This window comes from Rothia terrae, assembly GCF_014705925.2.
Classification (GTDB): domain Bacteria; phylum Actinomycetota; class Actinomycetes; order Actinomycetales; family Micrococcaceae; genus Rothia; species Rothia terrae.
This window is the reverse complement of sequence record NZ_CP061539.1, coordinates 2,423,941-2,447,990: the sequence shown is the minus strand read 5'-3', so window position 1 is coordinate 2,447,990 and position 24,050 is coordinate 2,423,941. Positions and strand designations below refer to the sequence as shown.

Annotated in this window: 27 protein-coding genes; 16 read left to right on the top strand and 11 right to left on the bottom strand. The window is 55.3% G+C overall.

The genetic code is table 11. The features are described from left to right. Positions 1 to 237 precede the first annotated feature (237 nt). From IDM49_RS11125 to IDM49_RS11115, 3 genes are read left to right on the top strand one after another with little or no spacing between them, the layout of a single operon-like run. Positions 238 to 696, top strand: a complete 459-nt coding sequence (locus IDM49_RS11125; protein ID WP_168615504.1) for a DUF3817 domain-containing protein — start codon at positions 238 to 240, stop codon at positions 694 to 696. Positions 697 to 733: 37 nt separating this feature from the next. After that, positions 734 to 1,243 carry a hypothetical protein gene (locus IDM49_RS11120; RefSeq protein ID WP_190724555.1) on the top strand — a complete coding sequence of 170 codons (510 nt, stop codon included), beginning with the start codon at positions 734 to 736 and terminating at the stop codon, positions 1,241 to 1,243. A gap of 2 nt (positions 1,244 to 1,245) precedes the next feature. Next, positions 1,246 to 2,007 (top strand): SDR family oxidoreductase, encoded by a 762-nt coding sequence (locus tag IDM49_RS11115; RefSeq protein WP_190724554.1) that lies wholly within the window; start codon positions 1,246 to 1,248, stop codon positions 2,005 to 2,007. Between the two features lie 64 nt (positions 2,008 to 2,071). Here the strand turns inward: IDM49_RS11115 and IDM49_RS11110 are convergent, their stop codons facing one another. After that, the gene (locus tag IDM49_RS11110; protein WP_190724553.1) at positions 2,072 to 2,884 is read right to left on the bottom strand and encodes an HIT family protein; all 813 of its coding nucleotides are present in this window, start codon (positions 2,882 to 2,884) and stop codon (positions 2,072 to 2,074) included. Further along, positions 2,881 to 3,648 carry a DeoR/GlpR family DNA-binding transcription regulator gene (locus tag IDM49_RS11105; protein WP_168615500.1) on the bottom strand — a complete coding sequence of 256 codons (768 nt, stop codon included), beginning with the start codon at positions 3,646 to 3,648 and terminating at the stop codon, positions 2,881 to 2,883. Before IDM49_RS11105 ends, IDM49_RS11110 begins: the two co-directional genes overlap by 4 nt. A gap of 133 nt (positions 3,649 to 3,781) precedes the next feature. Here IDM49_RS11105 and IDM49_RS11100 point away from each other — a divergent pair, with 133 nt between their 5' ends. Further along, entirely contained in the window at positions 3,782 to 4,000 is a 219-nt protein-coding gene (locus IDM49_RS11100; protein WP_193836657.1) for a hypothetical protein, read from the top strand. A 62-nt stretch (positions 4,001 to 4,062) separates the two neighbouring features. Here the strand turns inward: IDM49_RS11100 and IDM49_RS11095 are convergent, their stop codons facing one another. Beyond that, on the bottom strand, positions 4,063 to 4,581 hold the full coding sequence (locus tag IDM49_RS11095) for an inorganic diphosphatase (protein WP_168615498.1): 519 nt from the start codon (positions 4,579 to 4,581) through the stop codon (positions 4,063 to 4,065). Positions 4,582 to 4,954: 373 nt separating this feature from the next. On the opposite strand from IDM49_RS11095, the gene IDM49_RS11090 reads away from it, so the two are divergent. The 6 genes from IDM49_RS11090 to IDM49_RS12325 all read left to right on the top strand — a co-directional run bounded on the left by IDM49_RS11090 (position 4,955) and on the right by IDM49_RS12325 (position 9,469). Next, positions 4,955 to 6,631 carry a sodium:solute symporter family protein gene (locus IDM49_RS11090; RefSeq protein WP_190725498.1) on the top strand — a complete coding sequence of 559 codons (1,677 nt, stop codon included), beginning with the start codon at positions 4,955 to 4,957 and terminating at the stop codon, positions 6,629 to 6,631. A 22-nt stretch (positions 6,632 to 6,653) separates the two neighbouring features. Further along, the gene (locus tag IDM49_RS11085; RefSeq protein WP_190724551.1) at positions 6,654 to 6,995 is read left to right on the top strand and encodes a hypothetical protein; all 342 of its coding nucleotides are present in this window, start codon (positions 6,654 to 6,656) and stop codon (positions 6,993 to 6,995) included. 126 nt (positions 6,996 to 7,121) lie between these two features. Beyond that, entirely contained in the window at positions 7,122 to 8,054 is a 933-nt protein-coding gene (locus IDM49_RS11080; RefSeq protein WP_190724550.1) for an aldose 1-epimerase family protein, read from the top strand. A gap of 39 nt (positions 8,055 to 8,093) precedes the next feature. Next, positions 8,094 to 8,378 (top strand): hypothetical protein, encoded by a 285-nt coding sequence (locus tag IDM49_RS12335; protein WP_228008105.1) that lies wholly within the window; start codon positions 8,094 to 8,096, stop codon positions 8,376 to 8,378. Between the two features lie 6 nt (positions 8,379 to 8,384). Further along, a complete protein-coding gene (locus tag IDM49_RS12330; RefSeq protein WP_228008257.1) occupies positions 8,385 to 8,765 on the top strand; it encodes a sugar-binding domain-containing protein in 381 nt (126 codons plus the stop codon). Then, positions 8,732 to 9,469 carry a beta-galactosidase small subunit gene (locus IDM49_RS12325; RefSeq protein WP_228008104.1) on the top strand — a complete coding sequence of 246 codons (738 nt, stop codon included), beginning with the start codon at positions 8,732 to 8,734 and terminating at the stop codon, positions 9,467 to 9,469. The genes IDM49_RS12330 and IDM49_RS12325 overlap by 34 nt, the downstream gene beginning before the upstream one ends. 80 nt (positions 9,470 to 9,549) lie before the next feature. Here the strand turns inward: IDM49_RS12325 and IDM49_RS11070 are convergent, their stop codons facing one another. Continuing rightward, positions 9,550 to 10,176, bottom strand: a complete 627-nt coding sequence (locus tag IDM49_RS11070; RefSeq protein ID WP_190724549.1) for a LysE/ArgO family amino acid transporter — start codon at positions 10,174 to 10,176, stop codon at positions 9,550 to 9,552. Positions 10,177 to 10,246: 70 nt separating this feature from the next. Between IDM49_RS11070 and IDM49_RS11065 the strand changes: the two genes are divergently transcribed. The 3 genes from IDM49_RS11065 (at position 10,247) to IDM49_RS11055 (ending at position 13,118) form a co-directional block, all read left to right on the top strand. Further along, positions 10,247 to 11,158 (top strand): ArgP/LysG family DNA-binding transcriptional regulator, encoded by a 912-nt coding sequence (locus tag IDM49_RS11065; protein ID WP_190724548.1) that lies wholly within the window; start codon positions 10,247 to 10,249, stop codon positions 11,156 to 11,158. Between the two features lie 98 nt (positions 11,159 to 11,256). After that, positions 11,257 to 12,276: an arsenic resistance protein gene (locus IDM49_RS11060; protein WP_190724547.1), complete on the top strand. Its 1,020-nt coding sequence runs from the start codon at positions 11,257 to 11,259 to the stop codon at positions 12,274 to 12,276. A 455-nt stretch (positions 12,277 to 12,731) separates the two neighbouring features. Continuing rightward, entirely contained in the window at positions 12,732 to 13,118 is a 387-nt protein-coding gene (locus IDM49_RS11055; protein WP_190724546.1) for a hypothetical protein, read from the top strand. A 93-nt stretch (positions 13,119 to 13,211) separates the two neighbouring features. Here the strand turns inward: IDM49_RS11055 and IDM49_RS11050 are convergent, their stop codons facing one another. Then, on the bottom strand, positions 13,212 to 13,454 hold the full coding sequence (locus IDM49_RS11050; protein ID WP_190724545.1) for a long-chain fatty acid--CoA ligase: 243 nt from the start codon (positions 13,452 to 13,454) through the stop codon (positions 13,212 to 13,214). 2 nt (positions 13,455 to 13,456) lie between these two features. Next, the gene (locus tag IDM49_RS11045) at positions 13,457 to 13,735 is read right to left on the bottom strand and encodes a cell division protein CrgA (RefSeq protein WP_228008103.1); all 279 of its coding nucleotides are present in this window, start codon (positions 13,733 to 13,735) and stop codon (positions 13,457 to 13,459) included. A 121-nt stretch (positions 13,736 to 13,856) separates the two neighbouring features. On the opposite strand from IDM49_RS11045, the gene IDM49_RS11040 reads away from it, so the two are divergent. From IDM49_RS11040 to IDM49_RS11030, 3 genes are read left to right on the top strand one after another with little or no spacing between them, the layout of a single operon-like run. After that, positions 13,857 to 14,678: a class E sortase gene (locus tag IDM49_RS11040; protein ID WP_190724544.1), complete on the top strand. Its 822-nt coding sequence runs from the start codon at positions 13,857 to 13,859 to the stop codon at positions 14,676 to 14,678. Positions 14,679 to 14,690: 12 nt separating this feature from the next. Next, positions 14,691 to 14,849 (top strand): hypothetical protein, encoded by a 159-nt coding sequence (locus tag IDM49_RS11035; RefSeq protein WP_168615490.1) that lies wholly within the window; start codon positions 14,691 to 14,693, stop codon positions 14,847 to 14,849. Positions 14,850 to 14,874: 25 nt separating this feature from the next. After that, positions 14,875 to 15,510 (top strand): aminodeoxychorismate/anthranilate synthase component II, encoded by a 636-nt coding sequence (locus IDM49_RS11030; protein WP_190724543.1) that lies wholly within the window; start codon positions 14,875 to 14,877, stop codon positions 15,508 to 15,510. Between the two features lie 122 nt (positions 15,511 to 15,632). On the opposite strand, the gene pknB is transcribed toward IDM49_RS11030, so the two are convergent. Genes pknB through IDM49_RS11005 form a run of 5 tightly spaced genes read right to left on the bottom strand, consistent with a single transcriptional unit; the run spans position 15,633 to position 24,048 of the window. Continuing rightward, the gene (pknB, locus tag IDM49_RS11025; protein ID WP_190724542.1) at positions 15,633 to 17,687 is read right to left on the bottom strand and encodes a Stk1 family PASTA domain-containing Ser/Thr kinase; all 2,055 of its coding nucleotides are present in this window, start codon (positions 17,685 to 17,687) and stop codon (positions 15,633 to 15,635) included. Positions 17,688 to 17,695: 8 nt separating this feature from the next. Then, positions 17,696 to 19,456, bottom strand: a complete 1,761-nt coding sequence (locus IDM49_RS11020; protein WP_190724541.1) for a protein kinase domain-containing protein — start codon at positions 19,454 to 19,456, stop codon at positions 17,696 to 17,698. Then, positions 19,453 to 20,895: a peptidoglycan D,D-transpeptidase FtsI family protein gene (locus IDM49_RS11015; protein ID WP_190724540.1), complete on the bottom strand. Its 1,443-nt coding sequence runs from the start codon at positions 20,893 to 20,895 to the stop codon at positions 19,453 to 19,455. The genes IDM49_RS11020 and IDM49_RS11015 overlap by 4 nt, the downstream gene beginning before the upstream one ends. Further along, positions 20,888 to 22,357, bottom strand: coding sequence for an FtsW/RodA/SpoVE family cell cycle protein (locus IDM49_RS11010; RefSeq protein WP_168615485.1), 1,470 nt, complete (start codon positions 22,355 to 22,357; stop codon positions 20,888 to 20,890). The genes IDM49_RS11015 and IDM49_RS11010 overlap by 8 nt, the downstream gene beginning before the upstream one ends. After that, the gene (locus IDM49_RS11005; RefSeq protein WP_190724539.1) at positions 22,357 to 24,048 is read right to left on the bottom strand and encodes a PP2C family protein-serine/threonine phosphatase; all 1,692 of its coding nucleotides are present in this window, start codon (positions 24,046 to 24,048) and stop codon (positions 22,357 to 22,359) included. The genes IDM49_RS11010 and IDM49_RS11005 overlap by 1 nt, the downstream gene beginning before the upstream one ends. Between the last annotated feature and the right edge of the window lie 2 nt (positions 24,049 to 24,050).

The window sequence follows — 24,050 nt, the reverse complement described above, 5'->3', positions numbered from 1 at the left end:
AAAAAAGAGGTTCTCACGGACCTCTTTTTTATTTAACATCCTATTTTATCCGGGAACCAGCCTGACTGGTGCCCGGATTTTTTGTATCCACCCACAAGACACCACCGGCGTCCCCAGAGCGAACTCCACACAAGCGTCAGCGTCCACATACACACCAAGAGCCTAACGGAACAGTTCACCAGCAGGTACTAGAGTAGAAACTCGTACTTATAACTCATAGATAGAAGACATAGCTTCATGACCTTTACCCCACGCAAACTCTTCAATATCTTCGCAACCGCTGAGATGATCACCTGGGCAGGCCTCATTAGCGCGCTCATCTGCAGAGTAACAGGCATCGCTGACTTCGTCTCAGCAGCAGGTGGCGTGCACGGCTTTGTATTCCTCAGCTACGTAGCAGTAACCGTGTTCGTGTGGGTTAACCAGAAATGGAAAGCACCGGTAGGGATCACCGGTATTCTGCTTTCCGTTATCCCCTTCGCTACCGTGCCCTACGAAATGTACCTCAACAAGCGAGGATTACTCCGAGGAGGCTGGCGACTAGCTCCTGGGGGAGACACTCCCCATAACGCATTAGAGCATCTCCAAACTGTCGTCCTACGCAAGCCTCTCATCTCAACACTCACCATCCTGGGTGTTATCGTTATCGTCTTCGTAGCGCTCCTGATGATGGGGCCTCCGGTACCCAAGAACTAGAACACTGTCACAAGTATCTACTGAGTAAGCTAGTTACATGAGCTCCTTGTTCTCACACCAGATTGATGAAACACCGGCACCTGAGACAGTTGCCCCACCCGAGAGTAGAACTGGGCTGTGGATCGAATCAGAACTGTCACCGGCAGAACTCTGGCAAGCATTCACGGAATACACCCACCTGTGGTGGTCGGTAGACTTACGCAGCTCCCACGAAGCACACGTAGAAATCGGTGACGAGCTACTTATTGAAGAAACAGCCGAGGGGGAGCTGCAACCACTGGCTCAGGTAGTTCACCTGGTTCCACTCGACGTGGTAGCTGTACAACCTTTAGAGGGCGTACTCAACGGCGCATTTGATGGCGGGCTAAGCTTTACCTTCGATGAAGAGGACGAAAGAAGTATCGTAGAAATATCTTCAGATGTTATCAAACCCCAGGATATTGAACCTGATGCTGAGCTGGGCGTCTTTGAGCACGATAAGGACGCGGCGCAGCAGTTGCTGGGAAGCTTTGCTCGCTTTATCGGCACTGAAGTGAAAGAAGGCTAGCGGTGAATAAAACAGCTCTCATTACCGGGGTGGGACGTGCGAACAGTATCGGTTACGTTGCGGCGAAGAAACTCGCTGAAAACGGCTGGAACGTGTGCGTCAATTACCTACACTCCTATGACGATAGGGCAGAGCTGACGCGCGACGAGAACGATCTTGATGAGCTTGTGCATTTTGGCCAGCAACGTGGGGTAACCATACAGCCCGTTGAACTGGACCTTCAAGAGGCGGAGGCGCCAGCGTCCTTGATAGAGCACGCAGCTCAGCTAGGCGAAGTGAGGGCAGTTATCACCTCGCACGCTGAAAGCATTGATAGCGATATCCTTACCACTTCGATTGAAAGCTTTGACAGGCACTTTGCGGTAAATACCCGAGCTAACTGGCTTTTGCTTAAAGCCTATGCAGAGTATGCACATGCATCTTTGTTTGAAGAAACTACTAAGAGTTTTGTGGCTCTTACCAGTGATCACGTGGCGTATAACCTGCCATACGGCATGAGCAAAGGCGCTCTAGATCGTCTCATTGCCGCTGGGGCGGTAGAACTTGGAGGGCAAGGGTTTCGCGTCAATGGCATTAACCCCGGACCGATCAACACCGGATGGATGAACGAAGAGCTAGAACAGGTTCTTACACAAAGCACCCCGGCAGGACGTTTAGGCACCCCTGAAGACACCGCTCACCTCATCGAATTTCTACTGTCTGATGCGGGGCACTGGATCAACGGACAGATTCTGCACAGCAACGGTGGCTTTGGCGTGAGCTAACAAAAAGCGGGGCTAGACGCCCTTGTCTTATCCCGCTGGTCTACGCAGCGCCCTATCGGCAGTTCTACAGGTATGCCTTGAGAATCTGCGCCAACTCCTCCGGAGAATTACCGAGCTGCTGATTAGCAGTGCACTGAAGCCACATGCGTGACAGGCTCGTCTGGTGAGCGACAGGCGTCATCACCCATCGGAAATCCACCTGGGTCTGCGCGCCCAAAACGTTCAGTACTAGCTCAGTAATCTGCCGATAAGTGTGTTCCAACGACGCACGCATCGAGTCAGTGAGCGCAACAATATTGTGCGCAGGACGCTTAGGCAACACCATGATCTCGAAAGCCGCTGAAGGCGCGTAAGGCACAAAAGCCACCCAATGATCATTATTGAGCAGGATGCGGCGTCCATCGACAAGTTCAGCCACGAGAATGTCAGAAAGGTAGTCGCTGGCATGGCTCTCTTCCCAGCGCTTGCCCTGAACATGTGCCAGCTGAACCTCAGGTGCAGGAGAATTAAAGGCCGTAAACTCCGCACCAACGCTTGAACGGCGTGCCTTCTCAACCACCAGCGCATGTGAGTAATGCAGGTTAGAAAGAGCAACACGTTCTAACGTATCGATATAAAAATCCAGTCGATGCGCGGCCGCGTCGGACGTGAAAGGCGTAAGCTTCGGATCATCGACGGTGGTGCTCCAGAAGACTTCAGCCTCATCGGGGGGCACCTGAGATGGTTCAACAATCGAAAAATTCTGCTGCAGGTGTGCGAGCTTAGAGTTGAGCGGCGCATCCGGCACACGGTAGTAACGGTAACGCCCCGTCAATGCATTGCGTCGCACCGACAGCTGAGTTGTTGTAGGAACCTGGGTCTGCTGATCTACAGTCATTGTGCAATCACCACTTCTTCTACGAGATCTTTCATCTGGTAGATAGCTGTTTCGGGAGTTTTTTCGTCAGTAATAACGACATCAATATCGCTCCACTGCGCGAACGTCATAAAACTGGTGACCCCCCATTTACTGTGGTCAAACCCCATCACGACGCGCTCTGCGGAGGATATAAAGTGCTTGAGAAGTGCCGCTTCTTCAGCATCCGGCGTTGAAAAAGCCGACGCCAAATCAACAGCGTGAGTACTCGTAAAAAGAGTCTGCACATGGATGTCTTCTAACGACTTGATAGCCAGGGGGCCGACGAGTGCATCTGCTGGGCTGCGGCGTCCACCGGTCATCAGAAGGTTGATGGAGGGATTTTTGAACTCGTCAGCAACGCGCATGGAGTTCGTGACAACCGTCAGCTCGTTGAGGCCTTGAATATGGGATGCGAAAGCCGCGCTTGTAGAACCCGCTGAGATGCCAACAGAAGTGCCGTCGGTGATGAATGCAGCTGCGGCTTGAGCAATTGCCTGTTTTTGTTCCTGCTGATGCTTGAACTTTTCAGCGTAGCTAGGGTTGGCGGATGTGTGAATGGATCTTGCACCGCCGTGAATTTTAATGATGCGCGCCTCTGCTGCCAGCTCCGCGAGGTCGCGGCGGATAGTGATGGGTGAGACGCCAAAGCGTTCAATAAGAGCTGCAGTTGAGACCGTACCCAGCCGGTCTACTTCTGCAACGATGAGTGTTTGACGTTCGTCTGCCAGCAAAAGACTCTCCATGCTCAAAAATGATTACTTATGATTATTAGTGATTTAAATATAATCATTTAAGGGTGGAGAGGCAAGCACTATTTATGATGAACTTTAAGAAAATCGCAGCTGACCACCGGAATGAGGATGTAAGGAACAGGCAATGCCCCAAAAACCTTCGGAAAGAATGGCCGTAACAGCTCTAACGCTCATGCTATTCGCACTGTTTGCCACGCTTCTTATCTGGACATGGTCTGCAATCGCTGGCCGCGATCCGCTCGACGTGTTCATTAACTGGATCCCCTCAATCGGTATATCGCTCATCTGCATACTCGTTGCTTGCCTGAAACCGCCGCGTCCCACCGGTAAACGACAACAATAAGGCACAAAAAATCGCGCCCGCACACAGCGGACGCGATCCTTATTTAAGAAAAGAGCAGAGAATTAGTTCTCGTCTGCCTCGGCCTCAGCAGCTGACTCGTAGTGCGAGTTGGCGAAGCGTTCCTGAGCTTCGCGAACCAGGCGCTCAGCGGTCTCGCGACCTTCCCAGCCTTCAGCCTTAACCCACTTGCCGGGCTCAAGATCCTTGTAGCGCTCGAAGAAGTGAGCAATCTCAGCCTTCACGTGCTCCTGAACGTCCTCAAGTTCCTTGACGTCGTCGTAGCGCTTATCGGAAGGAACGCACAGAACCTTAGCGTCGCCGCCAGCCTCGTCAGTCATGTTGAAAACAGCGATGGGGCGTGATTCAACCAGAACGCCGGGAACCAGCTCATCGTTAATCAGAACCATAGCGTCCAAGGGATCTCCGTCTTCGCCCAAGGTGTTTTCAAAGTAACCGTAAGCGGTGGGGTACTGCATGGAGGTGAACAGTACGCGATCCAGGCGCAGGCGACCGGTTTCGTGGTCGATTTCGTACTTAACGCGTGAGCCGCGGTTAATTTCAATAGTGACGTCGAGTTCCATGTGTACTCTCCTTCGTAGTGCCAAGCTGTCATATTTCAACAGCCCTTACAGAACAAAACCGCCAAAAGGCGGGCTTTGTCTTAATGGTATCGGTTATAGGGGGTAAGTACACCAAAAATAGGGCAAAACCGCGCGAAACTAGCACCACATTTCTGGGACGGCATATATTCGGTGGTGTTCTTGGGGGGGGGAGGACGCGTGTCGATGAGTGGGACAATAAATTTTTTCGGAAGCTGATGTAGGTGGGGTAGTGCTTAAGCTTGTTTTTCAACCCTCAATAAGTGAAACTTAAATAAACTTAAACAAACTCAAATAAACTCAAATAAACATGCGCGCGGGTTGCCTGCGCGCATCCGCACTAGAGGAGCAAGCGATGGTGCTTGAAGCCGCTTCAGAGGGTGTTCGGCTCGACCTAAAGTTCGTCGACTACCTGATGCTGATCATCTATTTTGTAACCGTTCTAGCCATCGGCGTTATTGCGCGCCGCAGCATTAGAACCTCTATGGACTTCTTTCTCTCTGGCCGCTCAATGCCGGCGTGGATTACCGGTCTAGCGTTTGTGTCTGCAAACCTGGGCGCTATTGAAATCCTTGGTATGGCAGCGAACGGTGCAGAAATTGGTATGGCCACCATGCACTACTACTTTATCGGTGCTGTGCCCGCGATGGTCTTCCTCGGCCTCGTCATGATGCCTTTCTACTACGGCTCAAAAGTGCGCAGCGTCCCCGAATTTATGCTGCGTCGCTTCGGCAAGGCAGCGCACCTGGTGAACTCCATTGCGTTCTCGGTGTCTAATGTTTTGATTGCGGGCATTAACCTCTACGCCATGGCAATCGTTGTTGAAGCAATGCTCGGCTGGAGCCAGTGGACAGCAATCATTGTCTCGGCAGTGTTCGTTCTTGTTTACATCACCCTGGGTGGTCTTTCCTCAGCAATCTACAACGAAGTCATGCAGTTCTTCGTCATCGTTGCTGGTCTGGTGCCGCTCACTGTCGTTGGTTTGCACCGCGTCGGAGGGTGGAACGGTCTCAAGACGGCACTCATGGGAACCGACGGCGTTTCACGTCTGCACCTCTCAGCATGGCAGGGCACCGGCATCGGCGACGTCACCAATCCCATCGGCGCTAACTGGCTCGCCATCGTCCTCGGACTGGGCTTTGTGCTTTCCTTCGGCTACTGGACCACCAACTTCACCGAAGTGCAGCGCGCATTCTCGGCAAAGAACATGTCAGCTGCCCGCCGCACCCCGCTCATCGGCGCATTCCCCAAGCTTCTCATTCCCTTCGTCATCGTTATTCCCGGCATGATTGCTGCAGCAACCATTGGCAACCAGTTTGCAGACGGCACCCTGACCTACAATGACGCGATCCCCAAGCTCATTCAGATGTACCTGCCCTCGGGCGTCCTGGGCGTTGCAGTGACCGGTCTGATGGCGTCCTTCATGGCGGGTATGGCGGCGAATGTGTCATCGTTCAATACCGTCTTCACCTACGACATCTGGCAGGAATACATCAAGCCCAACATGCCTGATGACTACTACCTCAAGGCAGGACGCGTCGTCTCAATTACCGGCGTTGTTATCGGTATTTTTACCGCCTACCTGGCGTCGCAGTTCGGCAATATCATGACCTACATTCAGACGCTCTTCTCATTCTTTAACGCACCGCTATTTGGTGTATTTATTCTGGGCTTGCTGTGGAAGCGCATGACGCCCGCCGCGGGTCTGTGGGGCTATGTTGCAGGTATTATCGCTCCGACTATCGTGTGGATCGCCTACCTCAAGAATCCATCACTGTTCGCAACGGGTACCGCTGAAACCCTCTACGGTGCGATCATCTCGTTTGTAACTGTCATGGTGGTTTCGGTAGCTGTTTCGCTGTTTACAAAGCCCAAGAGCGATGAGGAGTTACAGGGTCTGGTCTACGGCGTCGGAACCATTGATGTGAAGTCAGACCATGTAGCCGGTGATACCGCTTGGTACCGTTCACCTGCACTACTGGGCACCGTAGCCCTGGCTCTGTGCGTCGGCTTCTACCTGCCCATCATCTAAGCGCAAGAATAAGGAAAATATCATGAAAAATGACAACGCTGTTCACACATCGCACGCGCCATTGACGGAGCAGGAAAAAGCCCGCCTGGTGCGCTCCACCCGCCGCACTGATATTCGCAATATCATCGGCGCGCTCTTTCTGGTCTACGGCATTCTGGTGACAGCCACCGGCTTGCTGGATCCCGCCGCTGACCGCGCACTAACCGGCGGAATCGCCATCAACCTGTGGACCGGCATCTCTATGCTGATTGCATCTGCTCTCTTCTTCGTCTGGGCGAAATTTGCTCCTGTTCCTGCTGAAGATATCTTGACGAGCGTCGAGAACATCGACGAAAAACGAGCAGAAGGCGAAGGCGCTCTCTAAAACATGAGGACGCCGGGGGGCAGCGCGCCGTTGCTGGCGTCCTCGTGAGTGTCGTTGCATCCTATATTCTCTACGTTCGATGCAGAACGCAGTGCGCATATGTACTAGTCAATGAAAGGTTTAGTCGTGGTAGATGGGTTGAGTCCGCAAGGGCGTAGCGTTCGTATTACCGGAGGTGGATATACCGCCACTATCTATGAGGTGGGCGCCAACCTTTCATCGCTCACTGCACCTGACGGACGCGACCTTATTCTCTCGGTATCCGAGTCTCAGATTCGTGAGGGATCACGCGGTGCCCTACTCGCGCCGTGGCCCAACCGCCTTGAAGATGGCTCCTACACCTTTGAGGGCGAGACTTATCAGGTACCGGTCAACGAAATTGACCGCAACAACGCTAACCACGGCCTGGTTGATTGGCAACGGTGGGCGCTGAATGCTGAGGGGGACCAGCCCTCTAGTGTGTGCGCGTCCTTAGATCTTCTACCGACGCCGGGCTACCCTTTCCGACTGAGCTTTGAGGCAATCTACAGCGTCGATAAAAACGGTCTGAGTGTGAGCGTGAGCGCCACCAACCGCGGTGCGGAAAACGCGCCCTATGCGCTGGGGTCGCATCCGTATCTAGTGGCTGACGGAAATACCGCTGAAGGTTCAGTGGATGAATGGACGCTGTGCGCCCCCGTGCGCACTTTCCTCGAAGTCAACGACCGTATGCTGCCGATTGCTGAAAAACCAGTGGAAGAGTTGCGGCTGGATGTTCGCGAGGAAATCCCGCTCAAAGATTTAGAACTCGACCACGCCTTTGGCGGCATTGAATTTGATGAAACCGGTAGCGCCTGCGTGCGCGTGCTTTCCGACAGCGGTAAGGGTGCAGGCATCTCCTTTGACCGCGATATTAGATGGGTGCAGATGTACTCCGATGGAGCCTCGCGCCGGGCACTCGCGGTGGAACCCATGACGGCCCCGGCGAATGCTTTCATCAGCGGTACCAACCTCACCGTGCTGGCACCGGGAGACACTAAAACCGTCAGCTGGCGTGTTTACAGCATCGAATCACGCTAATATCTCGCCCCCGACAACGTTGTAGAAAAGAGAACGTCCGTGATTATTCCTCAGCACTACCAGAACCTCGATGTCCTGCACGAAAACACTCTGCCCGTGCGCTCTTACTATGTGCCCGCGTCCTCCCCGCAGGGGGCGCTGGTGCATGACAGGGAAGTCTCGGACCGCTTTCAGTTGCTGAGTGGCACGTGGAAGTTCAAATACTTTGACAGCATCTACGACGTACAGGACGAGTTCTTTGCGCGCGATTTTGTTGCGGGTGCTTTTGGTGAGATTCCCGTGCCCGGCGTCTGGCAGAACCACGGCTTTGACGGGCATCAGTAGACCAATATTCGGTACCCGATTCCGCTGGATCCGCCTTTTGTCCCGCATGAAAACCCGGCAGGCGCTTATATTACCGAGTTTGAATATTCACCTGAGGACGCTGCGCCGCCAGCACACCTGAACTTTGAGGGCGTGGACTTCTGTTTCTACGTGTGGGTCAACGGCGAGTACGTGGGCTACAGCCAGGTTTCACATGCCACTGCTGAGTTTGATGTAACCGATCAACTAGTGCCGGGTACGAATAAGCTGGCGGTGCTGGTACTCAAATGGTGCGACGGTACCTACCTTGAGGATCAAGATAAGTTCCGCACCAGCGGTATCTTCCGTATCAGAACGTACACCGTCCCTTGCGAGTGGAGAACTTCGATGCCGACTCCGGCCAGGTAACCCTGCGCAACTACCTAGATTTTTTGGACGCCGGCGAGTTGGTGCGCGCCCGCTACGAGCTGACGCATCACGGCGAAGTGGCCGCACGCGGCGAGGTTGACCAGACGGATGCCGGGGTGGAGATTTCAGGGCGTATCGGCATGGTGGCACCCACTGTTCAGCGCATCCTGCTGATTGATGCGACCTGGCGGGTGGACGCGTCCGGCGCGATTTCCTGCCGTTTAGAGGCGCAGAAAGCGCCCGAGTTCCCTGACCTTCCGCGCTTTGGTGTGCGGTTCTTCGTGGATGCGGCGCTGGGTCATGTGACCTATCGCGGCTTAGGGCCGTACGAGAACTACGCCGACAAAAAGCGCGCAAGCTTCCATGGAACCTTCAGTGCGTCCGTTGAGGAGTTGCACGAGGACTACGTGACTCCGCAGGAAAACGGCGCTCGCGGTGACTGTGAGATGGTGCAGGTCTCCGGTGCCGATGCGGGACTGAACGTATATGCCGTAGGCCGCGCCTTATCGTTCAATGCCTCGCGCTACACCACCGAAGAGCTGACCCGCGCCGCGCATAACTACGAGCTCGAAGAATCCGGTTCCACCGTGCTCGTGATTGACTACGCGCACAACGGTATTGGCTCCAACAGCTGCGGCCCCGAAGTGCTCGAAAAATACCGCTTTAACGCAACTAGCTTCACGCACGAGTTCACGCCGGGGTAGGGGCTGTGCTCCCCGTTGCAACAGGTAAAAAGATGCCCGCCTTCTCAAGTAAGAAGGCGGGCACATGCGGTTTATGCGCTTTACATTCCGAACATAATCTTGAACGCCAGGTAGAACATGATGAGCGCGATGACGCCGTCCAGAATTCGCCAGGACTTTTCGGACGCAAACAACGGACGCAAGAAGCGCGCACCCAAGCCCAACCCGGTAAACCAGAGGAAGCTACCGGTGATAGCGCCCGCGTAGTATGCCCAGCGTCCTTCTTCGCCGTGCTGGTTAGCCAGTGACCCCAGCAGAACCACGGTGTCGATATAAGTGTGTGGGTTCAGGTAGGTCATCGCCGCCGCAATAGCGATCGCCTTACCGAGGGTCTGCGGTCCTTCGGTGGACGCATCCACCTTCAAAGAACCGGGGTGCAAGCTGCGACGCGCCGCCGAGAAGCCGTACCAGAGCAAGAACAGCCCGCCACCCCAGCGCAACACCTCAAGCAACCAAGGCGCACTTTGCAAAATAAAACCAAAGCCGAAAATACCCAAGCTGATGAGAAGCATGTCTGACAGGGTGCAAAAAATAATGATGGGCACAATGAACTTGCCCAAAATGCCCTGCTTGAGAACATAGGCGTTCTGCGCGCCAATCGCCACGATCAGCGAGAGTAGCGTGGTTAGTCCAACGAGGTAATGCGAAAAGAAATCTGCGGTAGTCACGGTATTCGAGACTAGGAGTTTTTAAGCACTAAGACAATCTAATGATTCTTTGGGTGCGTAAGATACTCTTATGACTCGTTTTACCGCAGACCAGCTCAAGACCTTCGCCACCGTTGTCGAGTACGGCACCTTCGAAGCCGCAGCCGACGTTCTCATGATCAGCGCCTCCGCTGTTTCCCAGCGAATCAAGGCAATGGAGCAATCTGCGGGACGCGTACTCATCAAACGCACCAACCCCGTTGCGCCAACAGACTCCGGTGAAGTTGTGTTGCGCGTCGCCCGCCAAAGTGAGTATTTGCACACCGAGCTGTCTCGCGAATTGGACGGCGACGAATCCGCGCAAACGGTATCAATCGCCGTCAACAGCGACTCGCTTTCCACCTGGCTTTTGGATGCGGTGCGCGTGCTCGCCCGCGAAGACCACATCTACTGCGACCTAAGACGCGAAGGCGAATACCACTCATCGGCACTGCTGCGCTCCGGCGAAGTCATGGCGGCAGTTACCTCAGAACCCGACCCCATCGCCGGATGCGCCGTCGACAAACTCGGCATCGGCAGTTACTGGCCCGTCGCATCCACCGAATTTGCGCGCGACTTCTTTCCTGACCTGCCCGCATCGCTCACCGCTACCCAGCTGGCCCAAGCGCCCGTCATTGAGTACGACCACAAAGACTTCGGGCAGCAACGTGGCCGCCAGTTTATCGCGTCCAAATATCGTTTGGGTAAAAACCTGCAGAATGCGCCGAGCGTCTATGTGCCGTCCTCACCGGACTATGTGCGAGCTGTTGATATGGGTATCGGGTGGGGAATTGTGCCCGAAACTCAAAGCGCAGACGCGCTCGCCGAAGGACGCTGGGTTAAGCTCGCCGATGAGCCGGTAGAGATTCCGCTGTTTTGGCAGCACTGGAAAATTACCTCATCAGTGATGGAGCGCGTCACCCAGCGGATTTACGACGCGTTGGGGGAGGGGTACGTGTACTAATTTCTGAACTTTCCGTGGATTTGCGCTGTAAAAACGCGAAAATTTTAGCGCAAATCCGCGGAAAGTGAAAAATAACGTCGCAGGGGAGAGCTACGCCAGTGCAATGGATCCAAAAACACCAGGTAGCTCTCTATCTTCTGGCGCTTTCCATGGGCGCTCTCGCTGCGTTGGCCACGGGCGGGGCGACCGCATCTTTAGAACCGCTGATTCTTCCCGCGCTCGCTTTACTCCTTGCCGCCACCTTCATGATGATGCCGCTTCAAAAGGTGAAGGCGGCACCAGCATTTCGCGGGTTTTTAGCTCTGCTGTTTGGTGTTAACGCTCTGCTGGCGCCTTTGGTGGTGCTGGGGCTTCTGAGCATTTTTGACTCACTGGATGACATCACGACTTTTACGGTGGCTCTGGTTTTGCTCGCACCGTGTATTGACTACGTGGTGGTTTTTGCTGGTCTTGCCGGGGCGGATGCGCGAAAGCTACTCAGCGCCACGCCTGCGCTTTTGCTGGGGCAGGTGGTGATGATTCCGGTATGGCTTTGGGTCTTTGGGGCGGTGGGTCTGTGGTCTCGTGTGCCGTGGAATCTCGCCACTGTTGTGGATAGCGCGCCTGACGTAGCGGTGGCGTTGAGCGCGGTGATTGTGCCGCTGATGTGTGCCTGGGGTGCTCAAAAACTTGCCGTTTGCGGGGGCAATCTTGCCCGCATAGAAGCGACCTCGCGCAAACTTTCAGAACTCTTTATGATGCCGTTGATGATGCTGGTGCTCTTTACCTCGGTTGCCGCTCATTTTTATGAGGTGGCGGGGCAGCGGTCGCTGGTAACTCCCGCATTAGTCTATGTTGTGTTTGCGCTTACCATGTGGGTGGCAGGCAGCTTATATGTGCGCTGGCTAGGGCGTTCACAGCATCCGGATGCTTGCCGGGCTGTAGTTTTCTCCGGTGTCACGCGCAATGCGCTGGTGATGATGCCGGTTGCGTTGGCGCTCGCATCCACCCTGCCGGATGCTGGTGTGGCGGCGCGGATTCCGCTCGTCGTTGTCACTCAAACCTTGGTGGAATTGTGCGTTATGGTGCTCATGGTCCGCTTCTTTACTGGCTTTCTCAAGAAACAATATTTTTCTTAAAACTTGTTATAAAACACTAACCGTGAGGTAAAGAAAATCCGGTGGCTTTCACAGTAAAAAAGGTAGGATTTAAGACAAGTTTTTGAAAGTAGAAATAACCGCTGCAAGAAAGCTCATTGCGCATCCCCCCCACCGCACCAGCTAGATTGTTTTCGACAAAATCGTTGCGGTAGAACAGAAAGAGGACGTCCCCCAACGCCTACTGCAGCTTCGCGACGCCAGCTTATTAAAGGTGCTAGCTGGTCTGTGCCGGTGGTTATTGCTACTTCGGTTGTTCCTGCCTATGCAAGTCAAGCAACCCTGAATACGCCGGTGTCAGCGCGGGGCAAACAGGTACGGTCAAGTCTTATACCGACACTACTAATCACACTCGCTATCACACCGACGTTCATTCGGCGGGTTACCAGATTCAGGCGATTAACGGTAGCGCCGCAACAACGGCGAAACTTACCAGCTTGGAATACTACATTGTAATCAGTAGCGTGCTTGCTGTGGCTGCACCGACTTCCCTCGGCACTACCGGCACTTACTGGAACGCTCCGGTAAAAGTTACTACCGCTATACCGATGGCTGACGGTACTACTATGGTGATTCCTACCGGATACGTGGATTACAAGGTGACCATGAAAACTCCCGGCGCAACCACCATCACCATTCCTAAGGGCGGCAACTCGCCCATCGTGACGAACAGTGCGGTGAACCTGCGCTTTGACAGCCAGTACGGCAACATTCGCCCCTGGTATGAGGGGTTTGTTGCCACCTACGCCACGGCGAACAGCAAGCAGTACACCAGCCAATCCACCGTAAAGTCATATCAGCCGCCAGCTATCGCTAAAGAATAAAAGACGTAAAACGGCAGGTGCCCGGAAGAAAACCCCGAGCACCTGCCGTTTTTAAAAGTAGGACGCGCGTCCTTGATGAAATTTTTTAGAGGGCTAACTGCCCAGAGCCTGCCAGGCAAAATACGCCGCTGGTGCCGCGATGAAGCCAATTAAAGCCCAGCGTCGTAGTTTGGTTTCAACAATCGCTGCCTTGATATCCTCGCGATCCTCACGTTTTTGCGACGGATCAACGGGGGCAAGGTTTGAGGGGTTGGTGACGTCAGGCTTAGACGCGTCACTCGGTGTGTTCGGCAGCTCGGGGTGAATATCCGAACCGGCAAAACCCTGGTGAGCCACGATTAACGCCACCTAGTGGTCATAATCAGACCGAGCATCATCAGGCCAACACCAACTACGAGGTTCCACGCGCCGAGGGCGGCGATAGGGTAGGCGCTTTGCGTGATGTAGTAGACCATAATCCACACAACGCCGGCAATCATCAAACCGAACATGATGACGCGGTACCACAGCGGGGTGGGGCTGGCGAACTCGTCGGTGGTCATCTCGCGCGCTACCTTGCGAAACTGCGCTTCTTCATCAAGATCTGACTGCGCTCGTTTGCTACCTGACTCAGCCACAATACCTCCAGCACCGTGCACAACTCGTGTACGGTTAAATAGTTATAAAACGTACTTCAATGCATGATTATATCGCCCTCACCTTTTAAGAAAAGTGCAGAGCGGCGGCGAAAGGTAGACGATGAGCAACACCGCACAGCACGGTAGCGTCGCTACTAAGGGGGCGCGTCCGGCGTCCCGCAGGAGCCCTCTGCAGTGGATCATTCAAATTTTTGGTGAGCTGCTCATTACGGTTGGCCTTATTCTTTTGCTCTTTGTTGCGTGGCAGCTGTGGTGGACGAACATTGCGGCTAACAGCGCGCAGGATGATGCTGTGCAGTCGCTGAGCCAAGAGTTCAAGGACGCGGCTACTGACGGCGTCGGTAATGGTGCTGAAAGTAGCGACGGCACTAGCGGTGAGAATGCTGACTCATCGGCGCAGAACACGGATGCGAGTAACCCGCCCGTAGCCGCAGACGCGCCGGGCGAAGGCGAAGCGTACGGCATCGTCTACATTCCGCGTCTGGGCGAAAACTACCAGCGTCCTATCGCCGAAGGCACCAGCACCGAAGTGCTCGACACCCTCGGACTGGGACACTACGAAGACACCGCCGAACCCGGCGAAATCGGCAACTTCTCGCTCGCAGGCCACCGCCAAACCAACGGCGCAGTGCTCGATAACATCGACCAGCTTCAAGAAGGCGACAAAATCTACGTGCGAACCCGCGAAGGGTACTACACCTACAGCGTGTACAAGCACGAAATTGTTCTGCCCACCCAGGTAGAAGTCATCGCCCCCAACCCCGATAACCCGGGCGCTGCACCCACCGAGCGCATCATGACACTCACCTCCTGCCACCCGCGCTACGGTGACACCGAACGATACATCGTGCACGCAAAAATGGAATCATTCCAGCCACAATCAGCAGGCGCGCCCGCCGAAATTGCCGGCGCAGTGAACTAAGGAGAATTTGATATGTACGGATGGATCTTTAGACATCTGCCCGGCCCACTGTGGGCGCGTATTCTCATCGCTATCGTGCTCATCGTAGCGGTAGTTCTACTGCTCATGCAGTACGTATTCCCCGCATTCGTGGAATACAGCCCCTTCACCGAAACCTCAACCATCGAATAGCCTCACCGTCAGAAAGGTGCAGACCATGACAAAAGTTCTGGTTATTGATAACTACGACAGTTTTGTGTTCACCCTGGTGGGCTACATTCAACAACTGGGCGCACAAACCACCGTGGTGCGCAACGACGAAATAAGCCTGGATGCGGCCATCGCGCTCGCTGAGCAGCACGACGGCGTCCTGATTTCTCCCGGTCCCGGCGCACCTGCAGACGCGGGCGTCATTATTGACCTCATTCGCTGGGCAAAGGACGCGCGTAAGCCGCTTCTGGGCGTCTGCCTAGGACACCAGGCAATCGCTGAGGCGTTTGGCGCAACTGTCTCGCACGCCCCGGAACTGATGCACGGTAAAACCTCGCGCCTGGTGCACGAAAACGAGTCAGTGTTCAAAGACGTGCCCTTGCCCTTTACCGCAACGCGCTACCATTCACTCGCAGTGGAGCCCGAGACTCTGCCCGATGAGCTAGCGGTAACCTCCACCACCGACAACGGAATCATCATGGGCCTGGCACACAAAAACGCGCCCATGCACGGAGTACAGTTTCACCCCGAATCAGTGCTCACCGAAGCGGGCTACCTCATGCTCGGCAACTGGCTCGAAGACCTCGGCATGCACGGTGTGGCCGCACGCGCTAAGGAACTTTCACCGCTGATTGCCAGCTGAGATCGAAAATCCGCTAACAAGCTAACAAGGGCTAGCGCGCATGATGAGCAGATAACAAAAAAGGGCGCGTGGACAATTTCTTGAAAATTGCCCACGCGCCCTTTGCTCGCTGTTACCAGAACTTAGCGGCTAGCCGATGCGCTCGGACGCGCTGACGAACGTGCCGTCGCCGACGCCTGCGCAGAAGGCTGAGCGGACGTCGCAGCCGACGGAGTAGCACTAGCAGAGGGCTGAGCCTGGGCGGTGTTCTGATTAGCCTGGTTGTTGTTAGCTTGCTGAGACGCAGCCGCACTAGGAGCAGGTGCTGCCGATGCGCTCGCCTGAGGAGCGGGTGCATTAGCAATACGGATAGTCACTGTAGAACCCTGCTCAATGGAGGTTCCAGCCGCTGCGCTCTGCGACATTACGGTGCCTGCAGGAGCGTCATCGGTCTGAACATTTTCAATGTTGGTGCTCAGCAGCACATCAGGGCCGGTCAGTGCAGCAATCGCCTCGTCGCGGGTTAAACCTACGAGCGAGGGCACCTCAACCTTGCCGGTTGAAAGAATGATGTCGATGGTTGACTCAGCCTTAACGGATTCACCTTCACCGGGCTTTACGCCCACTACCATGCCAGCCGGTACGGTGGGGTTATTCACCGTGGACGTGCGTCCCGGCTTGAAATCAGCGTTGGTGAGAGCCTCGCGTACATACGCCTCGGACTGACCGTTCAGGCCGGTGGGAACCTTCACCATCTCATTGCCCTTAGACATGTTGAGTTTTACAACGCTGCCTTCGTCAATGGCTGTTCCCGCGATGGGATCGGTACCGATAGCCTGACCCTTCTCAACCTTGTCAGAGAATGTCTCTTCAAACTCAAGCTGCAATCCTGCGTTGCGTAAGGAGTTTTCTGCTTCTTCACGAGACATACCGGTAACAGAAGGCACCGCCACGGTGGGAACCTCATTCAGCTTGTTCTGGTAGTACAGAATCAGGCCAATGCAGGACGCTGCCAACAAGAAAATCACAAGGCCGGAAAGGAACCTGCCCCACGCGCGCTTGCGACGGTTCTTGAGAAGAACCTCAGAATCGCGACCGTATTCCATGACTTCTTCATCGGAGTACTCGCTCTGAGCACCGGCAAAGAAACCGCCCAAACCCGCGTCTTCCACGGGAGCCTGCGGGGTGGACTGGGTATCAAGCACGCTGTACTTGCCGTTGGACGCAGCTACGGCACCCGCGCCAACTGCGGTAGCAGTTGACATAGCTGAAGTAGCAGGTTCGTTGTCGATATCGTCCAAGACAGACTGCGGAAGTATGCCGCGGGCGGCATGTGCCAGTGCGTTGCGAAAATGCTCAGCATCTTGGTAACGCTGAGCGGGATCCTTGCTCAGAGCCTTCAAAACCACGCGGTCAAGCTCTGCAGGGATCTGCTGCTTAGCGTAAAAGCTCGGTGCCTTAGGCTCTTCAGAAAGATGCTGCGAAATAATCTCGTTGACAACATCGCCAGCAAACGGCGCGCGTCCTGCCAGCATTTCATAAAGAACAACCGCAGCGGAATATACGTCGCTACGCTCATCAACCTGAGCACCGCGAGCGTGCTCCGGCGAAATATAACGCGGCGTGCCAATAACGGTGTTCACCTGGGTCAAAGGCTCGCCCTCAGCCACACGAGCGATGCCGAAATCCATGACCTTAAGCTGACCGGGAATGCCGCGCTGACGATCATCATCGGTAGGATCCAACACCATCAGGTTAGCGGGCTTAATATCGCGGTGAATAATGCCCTTGCTGTGGCTGTACGCCAAAGCCTCAAGCAACTGCACACCGAAGATAGACGCATCCTTAGTTGAAATGCCGCCGCTGCGCATCATCTCGCGCAAAGACTTACCGCGAACAAGCTCCATCACAAGGTAGGGAACGTCAATGCTTCCCTTCTCATCAGGCACATTCACCTTGCCGGTATCGTAAACAGCCACAATGCCGGGGTGGTTCAGTGAAGCAACGGATTCACCTTCGCGCGCAAAACGAGAGAAGGATGCCTCATCGCGGGCAATATCAGGGCGCAATACTTTGAGTGCTACCTGGCGTCCCAAACGATTATCGGTAGCTGAATACACGGTTGCCATGGCACCGCTACCGATAACCTCTTCAACGGTGTAACGCTGGTCAATCGTACCGGGGAGGTTCAGTTCCATACTCTTATCTATCCATTATCTTGGGCGGCAGGGGACGTGGACGCCGATGCAGAAGCGGAGGGGGATGCTTCAGTGGTGGGCGTTGCAGCTGCTGCAGACTCAGAATCTGTCCCCGAAGATGAGGACGCATGAGCTACGTAAACATCAACATTACTACCAACTTCTACGTGAGAGCCTGAAGACGGGCTGGTTCGTAACACGGTGTTAGGATCTGCACTGTCGGTGGTCTCCATGTGAACCTGCACGTTAACGCCTAAATCGGTGATCTGCTTGATGACCTCGTCGGCGTTGCGGCCTTCCAGGTTGTTGGGCAGGGTGACGCTTGCAGGGCCGGTGGAGTACGAGACAGTGACGGTTGAACCCGCGACAACGGAGCCGGTGGGTGAGATGGAAAGAACGGTGTCGCTCTTCTCATCGGAGGCCACGCCCTCGGTCTTGGTAGACAGCCCCTTCGAGGTGAGGTCGTTGATGACTTCATCCAGCGGACGTCCTACATAGTCGGCGTTACGCAAAGAGATGCGTTCTTCTTCGGCGGTCGCAGTGGGTTCAGCGGACTCCTCTGAAGGGGCGACGCTAATGGTCGAGACAGTGCCTGAAGGCGCGGGAGTATTCGCTGGCTGGTTGGAAGACGAGTTATTGCCCAAGCCGCCCAGCAAGAAGAAACCAACAACGAGACCCAGCAGAAGAAGGGCCAAGAAGAGTGAAACCCAGCCCCACGGGCCTGACTTCTTCTTCTCGGGGGTGCGCGCCCCAGCAGCCTGAGCGTCCTTGGTGGGCACTGCCGGTTGCTTGGCGGTAGTGGGCTCGGGAGTGTACGCCACTGCGCCAGAACCGTAGCGAGGTGCCTTAACGGTTGAGGTTGCAGCTGTCATGACCTCTGTGGCTTCGGTGTCTGCACCCTGCGGGAGGAAGGTCGACAAAGAAGGCACAGCCTTAATCGCTGCCGGAATATCGCGGCGGCGAATCGCATCCACCGCTGAAGCCAACGTGGTTGCAGATTCAGGACGCTGCTTGGGATCCTTCGACAGCAAGCACATAATCAGTGCAGCTGCGGGCGCGGGGACGTCCTTGGGTAGCGGTGGCGGCGGATCATTAACCTGCGCCAGCGCAATAGCAATCTGTGATTCACCGGTGAAAGGACGCTTACCGGCAAGGCACTCGTAGCCGATGATGCCCAGCGAGTACATGTCAGAAGAGGGGGTCGCGGGCTGACCGGTCGCCTGCTCAGGCGCCAAGTACTGCGCGGTACCCATGACCTGACCGGTAGCGGTCAGCGGAACCTGGTCGGTCAAACGCGCGATGCCGAAGTCGGTGACCTTCACACGCTCGTCCGGGGTAATGATGAGGTTACCCGGCTTAACATCGCGGTGCACCAGACCCTGCGCGTGGGCAGCAGCCAGCGCGCGAGCAGTCTGAGCAATCACGTTCAGAATGCGGTCTGAATCCAGGCGCTTTTCTTTTTCGATGATGTTCGACAGCGGATCGCCCGGCACAAGCTCCATCACCAGGTAGGCAGAGCCCTCTTCTTCGCCGTAGTCAAAAACGTTAGCGACACCGGGATGGTTGAGGAGCGCGGTGTGACGAGCCTCGGCACGGAAACGCTCAAGGAAGCCGGGATCACCGGTATATTCCTCTTTCAGAATTTTAACTGCGACGATGCGTCCTAGCACCTTATCGCGCGCTTTCCAGACCTCGCCCATGCCGCCAATGGCAATGCGCTCCGTCAGGTCGTAACGACCGCCTAGTGTGGTCTCAGCTGAAGGCCTCACTTGTTCAACACCGCCTCAAAAAGAGCCTTGCCCGCCGGAGAGGTAAGCGAGGCACCTGTAACTGCATCTACATCTTCATAAACTACCGCAACAGCAACCTGGGGGTCATCTGCAGGAGCAAACCCCGTAAACCATGCGTTATTAGAGCCGGTACTACCAATCTCGGCAGTGCCGGTTTTACCTGCGACTTTCACACCGTTCACAGCTGCGCCCGACGCGATACCGTTATCCACGTCGTTCACCATCCAATCTTTTACCTGAGAGGCAACGTCTGCACTTGTTGATGTACGAAGTTCAGATGGGGAGAACTCGTACAGGGAACTCAGGCTGCGAGATTTTACGGATTTCACGAGGTTCGGTTTCATTTGCTTTCCATCGTTCGCAATAGCCGATGACATCATCGCAACCTGTAGCGGGGTTGTTTTGACGTCGTACTGGCCGATGGATGCAAGTGCTAACTGGTCCTGTGACATATCAGCAGGGAAAACTGATGGAGAGACGCTCAGCGGAATAGAGAGGTCTTCTCCGTACCCAAAATTCTTTGCCGTCTGAGCTATCTTATCTTGACCAACGTCCATTGCGATCTGCGCAAAGGGAGTGTTGCACGATTGTGCAAGCGCCCATTCAATGGTTGCTTGCGTGCGTGTTGAGCACTGCCCGTTGACGTAGTTGGGGAGCTTGGTGGTGGTGTTCGGTAGCTGTAACTCTTGCGGGTTATCAATGACCGAATCAGCGTTGTATTTTCCAGATTCTAGGGCGGCAACAGCGTCGATAATTTTGAAGGTAGAACCGGGTGAGTAGGTGTTACCTGCGATTGCTCGGTTGTAGAGCGGGTTATCGGGGTCGCTGTTGAGGCGTGAGTACGCGTCGATGACCGCGCCGTTATCGTGTGATGACAGCTCGTTAGGATCGTAGGAGGGGCTGGACGCCATCGCCAGAATTTCGCCGGTCTTGGGGTTCATCGCCACGATTGAGCCCTTGTGACCGTCGAGGAGTTCGGCCGCGGTCTGCTGAATTGCGGGGTCGATGGTGAGCTCAACGGTTGCGCCGGTGGTCTTGCCGCCGGAGAACATTTGGGCGATGCGGTCGTAGAACTGCTCATCCCCGTTGCCGGAGAGCTCATCGTTCATGGCTGATTCAAGGCCGCTAGAGCCGTAGATTGACGAGAAGTAACCCGTCAAACCAGCGTAGAGTTCGGGCTGTGAATATACGCGCTGATAATCGTAACCGTCATTTGAAGGTACGGAGGACGCGATTTCTGTGCCGCCTACGACAATAGAGCCGCGCTGTGAACCGTAGGAGTCGTAGAGTGTGCGACTGTTCCACTGGTTAGCCATCAAGGTTTTTGATTCAAAGAACTGGATGTAGGTGAGTGCGCCCAGTAGCAGAACAAAAACGCATGCTGAGGCAATCCACAGGCGTCGAATTGCTTTATTCACGAACCGCACCTCCTTGATGGTCAGCGTTATTGTGGTCAGTAATTCGTGAGATGACGGAGGTTGCTCCATCATTCTCGTAGCTGTCGAGGTCGATGGTGTCTGAGCTTTCTTCGGGCTCGAAGGTATCGACCAGTTGCGGGGCTCGGGCGCTGTGCGAAATCGCGATCAGCAGGGCAACAATGACCCAGTTGGCAAGGAGTGATGAGCCACCGGCAGACATAAACGGAGTGGTGAGACCTGTCAGCGGGATCAGACGGGTTACGCCGCCGATGACCACGAACAGTTGCACTACCATCACGGCTGAAAGGCCGGCTGCCAACAACTTGCCAAAAGCATCGCGGACGCCCAATGATGCGCGGAAACCGCGTGATACCAGGAGCATATACATCATGAGCAGAGCGCCGAGACCGATCAGGCCGAGCTCTTCGCCGAGGGACGCGATAATCATGTCCGAATTGGAATACGAGACGAGATCCGGGCGTCCATTGCCCCAGCCGCGCCCAAAAAGACCGCCGGAGGCAAGACCGAAAACACCCTGCACAATCTGACCGGATCCGCCAACAACCTGGTTGTAGACGTCGGGATCAAATGCGTGAACCCAGGACGAGATGCGGTAGTAGACGTGCGAGATGAAGTTGTAGGCGAGAAAGCCGCCGGCTGCCACAAAGAGGAAGCCGAGAACTAGCCAGGTGACCTGGCCGGTGGCAAGGAAGATCATTGCCATGAATAAGCCGAAGAAGAGAATAGCCGAACCGAGATCACGCTGGAATACCAGCACACCGATGCTAAGTAGCCAGGCGATGAACATGGGCGCGAGGTCTTTGAAACGCGGCAGACGGAAAGGCCCGACGCGTTTACCGGCCAGCAGAATTAAATCGCGGTGCGTTGAAAGATAGCCAGCGAAGAATATAGCCAGGGTAATCTTGGCGATTTCGCCGGGCTGGAAAGTGCGTCCGGCAATACTAATCCAGATGCGCGCGCCGTTAATTTCCAAGCCGAGGCCGGGAATCAGCGGAAGAAGCAGCAAGAAAAGTGATACCGCCAGCGAAATATAGGTGACGCGTCGTAGTGCTCGGTGATCTTTGAGGAACAACAGCACGATCGCGGCGGCAGCCATAGCCACACCCGTCCACATCACCTGCGACGCGCCAGCTTGAGCGCTAGTGGTGAGGTCAATGCGGTAAATCATTGCCAAACCGATGCTGTTGAGCGCCAGTACCAGCGGCAAAATCAAGGGGTCAGCAAAACGCGCCTTGAACTGGATCACTAGGTACAGCACCAGCGCACCAATGCCCAGAGTGAGTGTTGCGGTAAGCCAGCGGGTATCGCCACCCGCAATCACTTCGCTGTCAATGAGCCACATCGAAATCGGGCACAGGGCGACAGCTACGGCAGAGAGAATAAAGCCTACGATGTAGCGTGAACGCGGCGCATCATTTTTTTGACGCAGTGATAGAGCCATTACTGACCTCCTTCGCTGGCACGGTCTGACGGGGTTTCGGATGCGGGTGCTGAGGCACTTGCTGAGCTACTTGCCGGCGGGGTAGCGGGAACGGTGGTTACCCTACCCGGCTCGGGCGCGGCTTCTTTCCTGAGGTCGTCCACAATGCGCTGGGCATCATCGCGGTCTTTAGCGGTAATGGTGTCGCGCAAAAGCGTTTGCGAGTAGGAGGGCAGGTTGTTGACCTCAACGTCGGTTTCTTCAACGAGCTCGTAGAGGTGGATGGGGCCAACGGACTGTGGGACGCCGTTGTAAACCGCCACTTTATTGTTCTGCACACCCACGTAGTACTGGTGTGAAACCCAGTTCAGGGCGCTCCAGATAGAAGCTCCCAGCACTGCGAGAGTCAGCAAAGTAGCAAAGATGCGTACTGCCCAGCGCGGACGCGGATCTTCGTAGGATTCATCGTCCAAAAGTGCGCGGAATTCTTCGGGAAGTTCCGCCGTCTTTTCTTGGGAGTGCAGACCACCGGTTTCTGCCAGTGTGGCGCGTCGTTGCATGGTGTGCTCGGTGACGGTGGGAAACTGCCCGGTCTCAGTGGCGTTGGCAGCTGAGCCCACCAGAATATGCGGACGCTGTTGCAATTCTGTGCGCAGAACTGATGCCGATGACTCGTCGGCGTCGGTGGGACGCTCGTCCACACCTGCGGTCTGGGTCATCACGTTGAGCACGCCGTCAGAGAACGACTCACCGCGCCATTTACCGTGACGCAGTGCGTTGCGCAGTTTTGCTTCTTGCGGCAGGCGGCGACGCCACGGGATACGGTGATGGTCTTCGGGTGCGGCGTCCACGGCTTCGCAATCAACTTCGGCAGAAGTCTCAGCTTGCGCGTCCGGAACGGGGTGCAAACCTACCTGCTCGCCGGATTCGTCGTACTTGCGCACCGGAATAATTGGCTGAGGAGCGGTGACGGTTTCTGACAGCGAATCTTCATCAATCACCTGTAGGGCAACGAGGGTGACGTTATCGGGTGCGCCGCGTTCCAGCGTCATGTTGGTGAGAACATCGACCATCTGTTTGAGGTCGGCGGTAGAACGCATCACGGCTTCGATTTCATCGACTTCGACGCGGTTATCCAGGCCGTCGGAGCTCAAAATCCATTTTTCGCCGATGCGCGCATCGAGGGTTTGAAGTTCGAGTTCGGGGGACGCGTCGACGTCGCCGAGCACACGCATAATGACGTTTTTGTGCGGGTGGTTGGCTGCCTCTTCGGCGGTAATGCGCCCCTCTTGCAGCAGGCGCTGCACAAAGGTGTGGTCGGTCGTAATCTGCTCAAAAACACCGTCGCGCAGGCGGTAAGCGCGGGAGTCGCCGATGTGCGCGAGTTCAATGGTGTCACCGTCAATCAACAGGGCAGTGCAGGTGGTTCCCATGCCGCTTAGCAGGGGATTGAGCGAAACCAACTCGTTCATAATAATGTTCGCGGTCTGAATCTCGTCAGCGAGATAAACTCCCGCAGACCCCTCGTATCCCGCGTGATCCAGGGGAGTGAGGTCGAGAACGGTGGTAGCGGATGCGACGTCGCCACCCACGTGGCCACCCATGCCGTCGGCAACAACGGCTAGATAGTGGCCCGCATAGGCGGAGTCATCATTTTTAGCGCGCACTTTACCCACCTCGGAGCGCGCGGCAAAACGAAAAGCGAGACTCATAG

What these genes read in the sequence shown, in the direction of transcription:
- IDM49_RS11125 (WP_168615504.1), top strand. Translation starts at nt 238, where the DNA reads ATGACCTTTACCCCACGCAAACTCTTCAATATCTTCGCAACCGCTGAG.
- IDM49_RS11120 (WP_190724555.1), top strand. Translation starts at nt 734, where the DNA reads ATGAGCTCCTTGTTCTCACACCAGATTGATGAAACACCGGCACCTGAG.
- IDM49_RS11110 (WP_190724553.1), bottom strand. Translation starts at nt 2,884, where the DNA reads ATGACTGTAGATCAGCAGACCCAGGTTCCTACAACAACTCAGCTGTCG.
- IDM49_RS11105 (WP_168615500.1), bottom strand. Translation starts at nt 3,648, where the DNA reads ATGGAGAGTCTTTTGCTGGCAGACGAACGTCAAACACTCATCGTTGCA.
- IDM49_RS11100 (WP_193836657.1), top strand. Translation starts at nt 3,782, where the DNA reads ATGCCCCAAAAACCTTCGGAAAGAATGGCCGTAACAGCTCTAACGCTC.
- IDM49_RS11095 (WP_168615498.1), bottom strand. Translation starts at nt 4,581, where the DNA reads ATGGAACTCGACGTCACTATTGAAATTAACCGCGGCTCACGCGTTAAG.
- IDM49_RS11090 (WP_190725498.1), top strand. Translation starts at nt 4,955, where the DNA reads ATGGTGCTTGAAGCCGCTTCAGAGGGTGTTCGGCTCGACCTAAAGTTC.
- IDM49_RS11085 (WP_190724551.1), top strand. Translation starts at nt 6,654, where the DNA reads ATGAAAAATGACAACGCTGTTCACACATCGCACGCGCCATTGACGGAG.
- IDM49_RS11065 (WP_190724548.1), top strand. Translation starts at nt 10,247, where the DNA reads ATGACTCGTTTTACCGCAGACCAGCTCAAGACCTTCGCCACCGTTGTC.
- IDM49_RS11040 (WP_190724544.1), top strand. Translation starts at nt 13,857, where the DNA reads ATGAGCAACACCGCACAGCACGGTAGCGTCGCTACTAAGGGGGCGCGT.
- IDM49_RS11035 (WP_168615490.1), top strand. Translation starts at nt 14,691, where the DNA reads ATGTACGGATGGATCTTTAGACATCTGCCCGGCCCACTGTGGGCGCGT.
- IDM49_RS11030 (WP_190724543.1), top strand. Translation starts at nt 14,875, where the DNA reads ATGACAAAAGTTCTGGTTATTGATAACTACGACAGTTTTGTGTTCACC.
- pknB (WP_190724542.1), bottom strand. Translation starts at nt 17,687, where the DNA reads ATGGAACTGAACCTCCCCGGTACGATTGACCAGCGTTACACCGTTGAA.
- IDM49_RS11010 (WP_168615485.1), bottom strand. Translation starts at nt 22,357, where the DNA reads ATGGCTCTATCACTGCGTCAAAAAAATGATGCGCCGCGTTCACGCTAC.
- IDM49_RS11005 (WP_190724539.1), bottom strand. Translation starts at nt 24,048, where the DNA reads ATGAGTCTCGCTTTTCGTTTTGCCGCGCGCTCCGAGGTGGGTAAAGTG.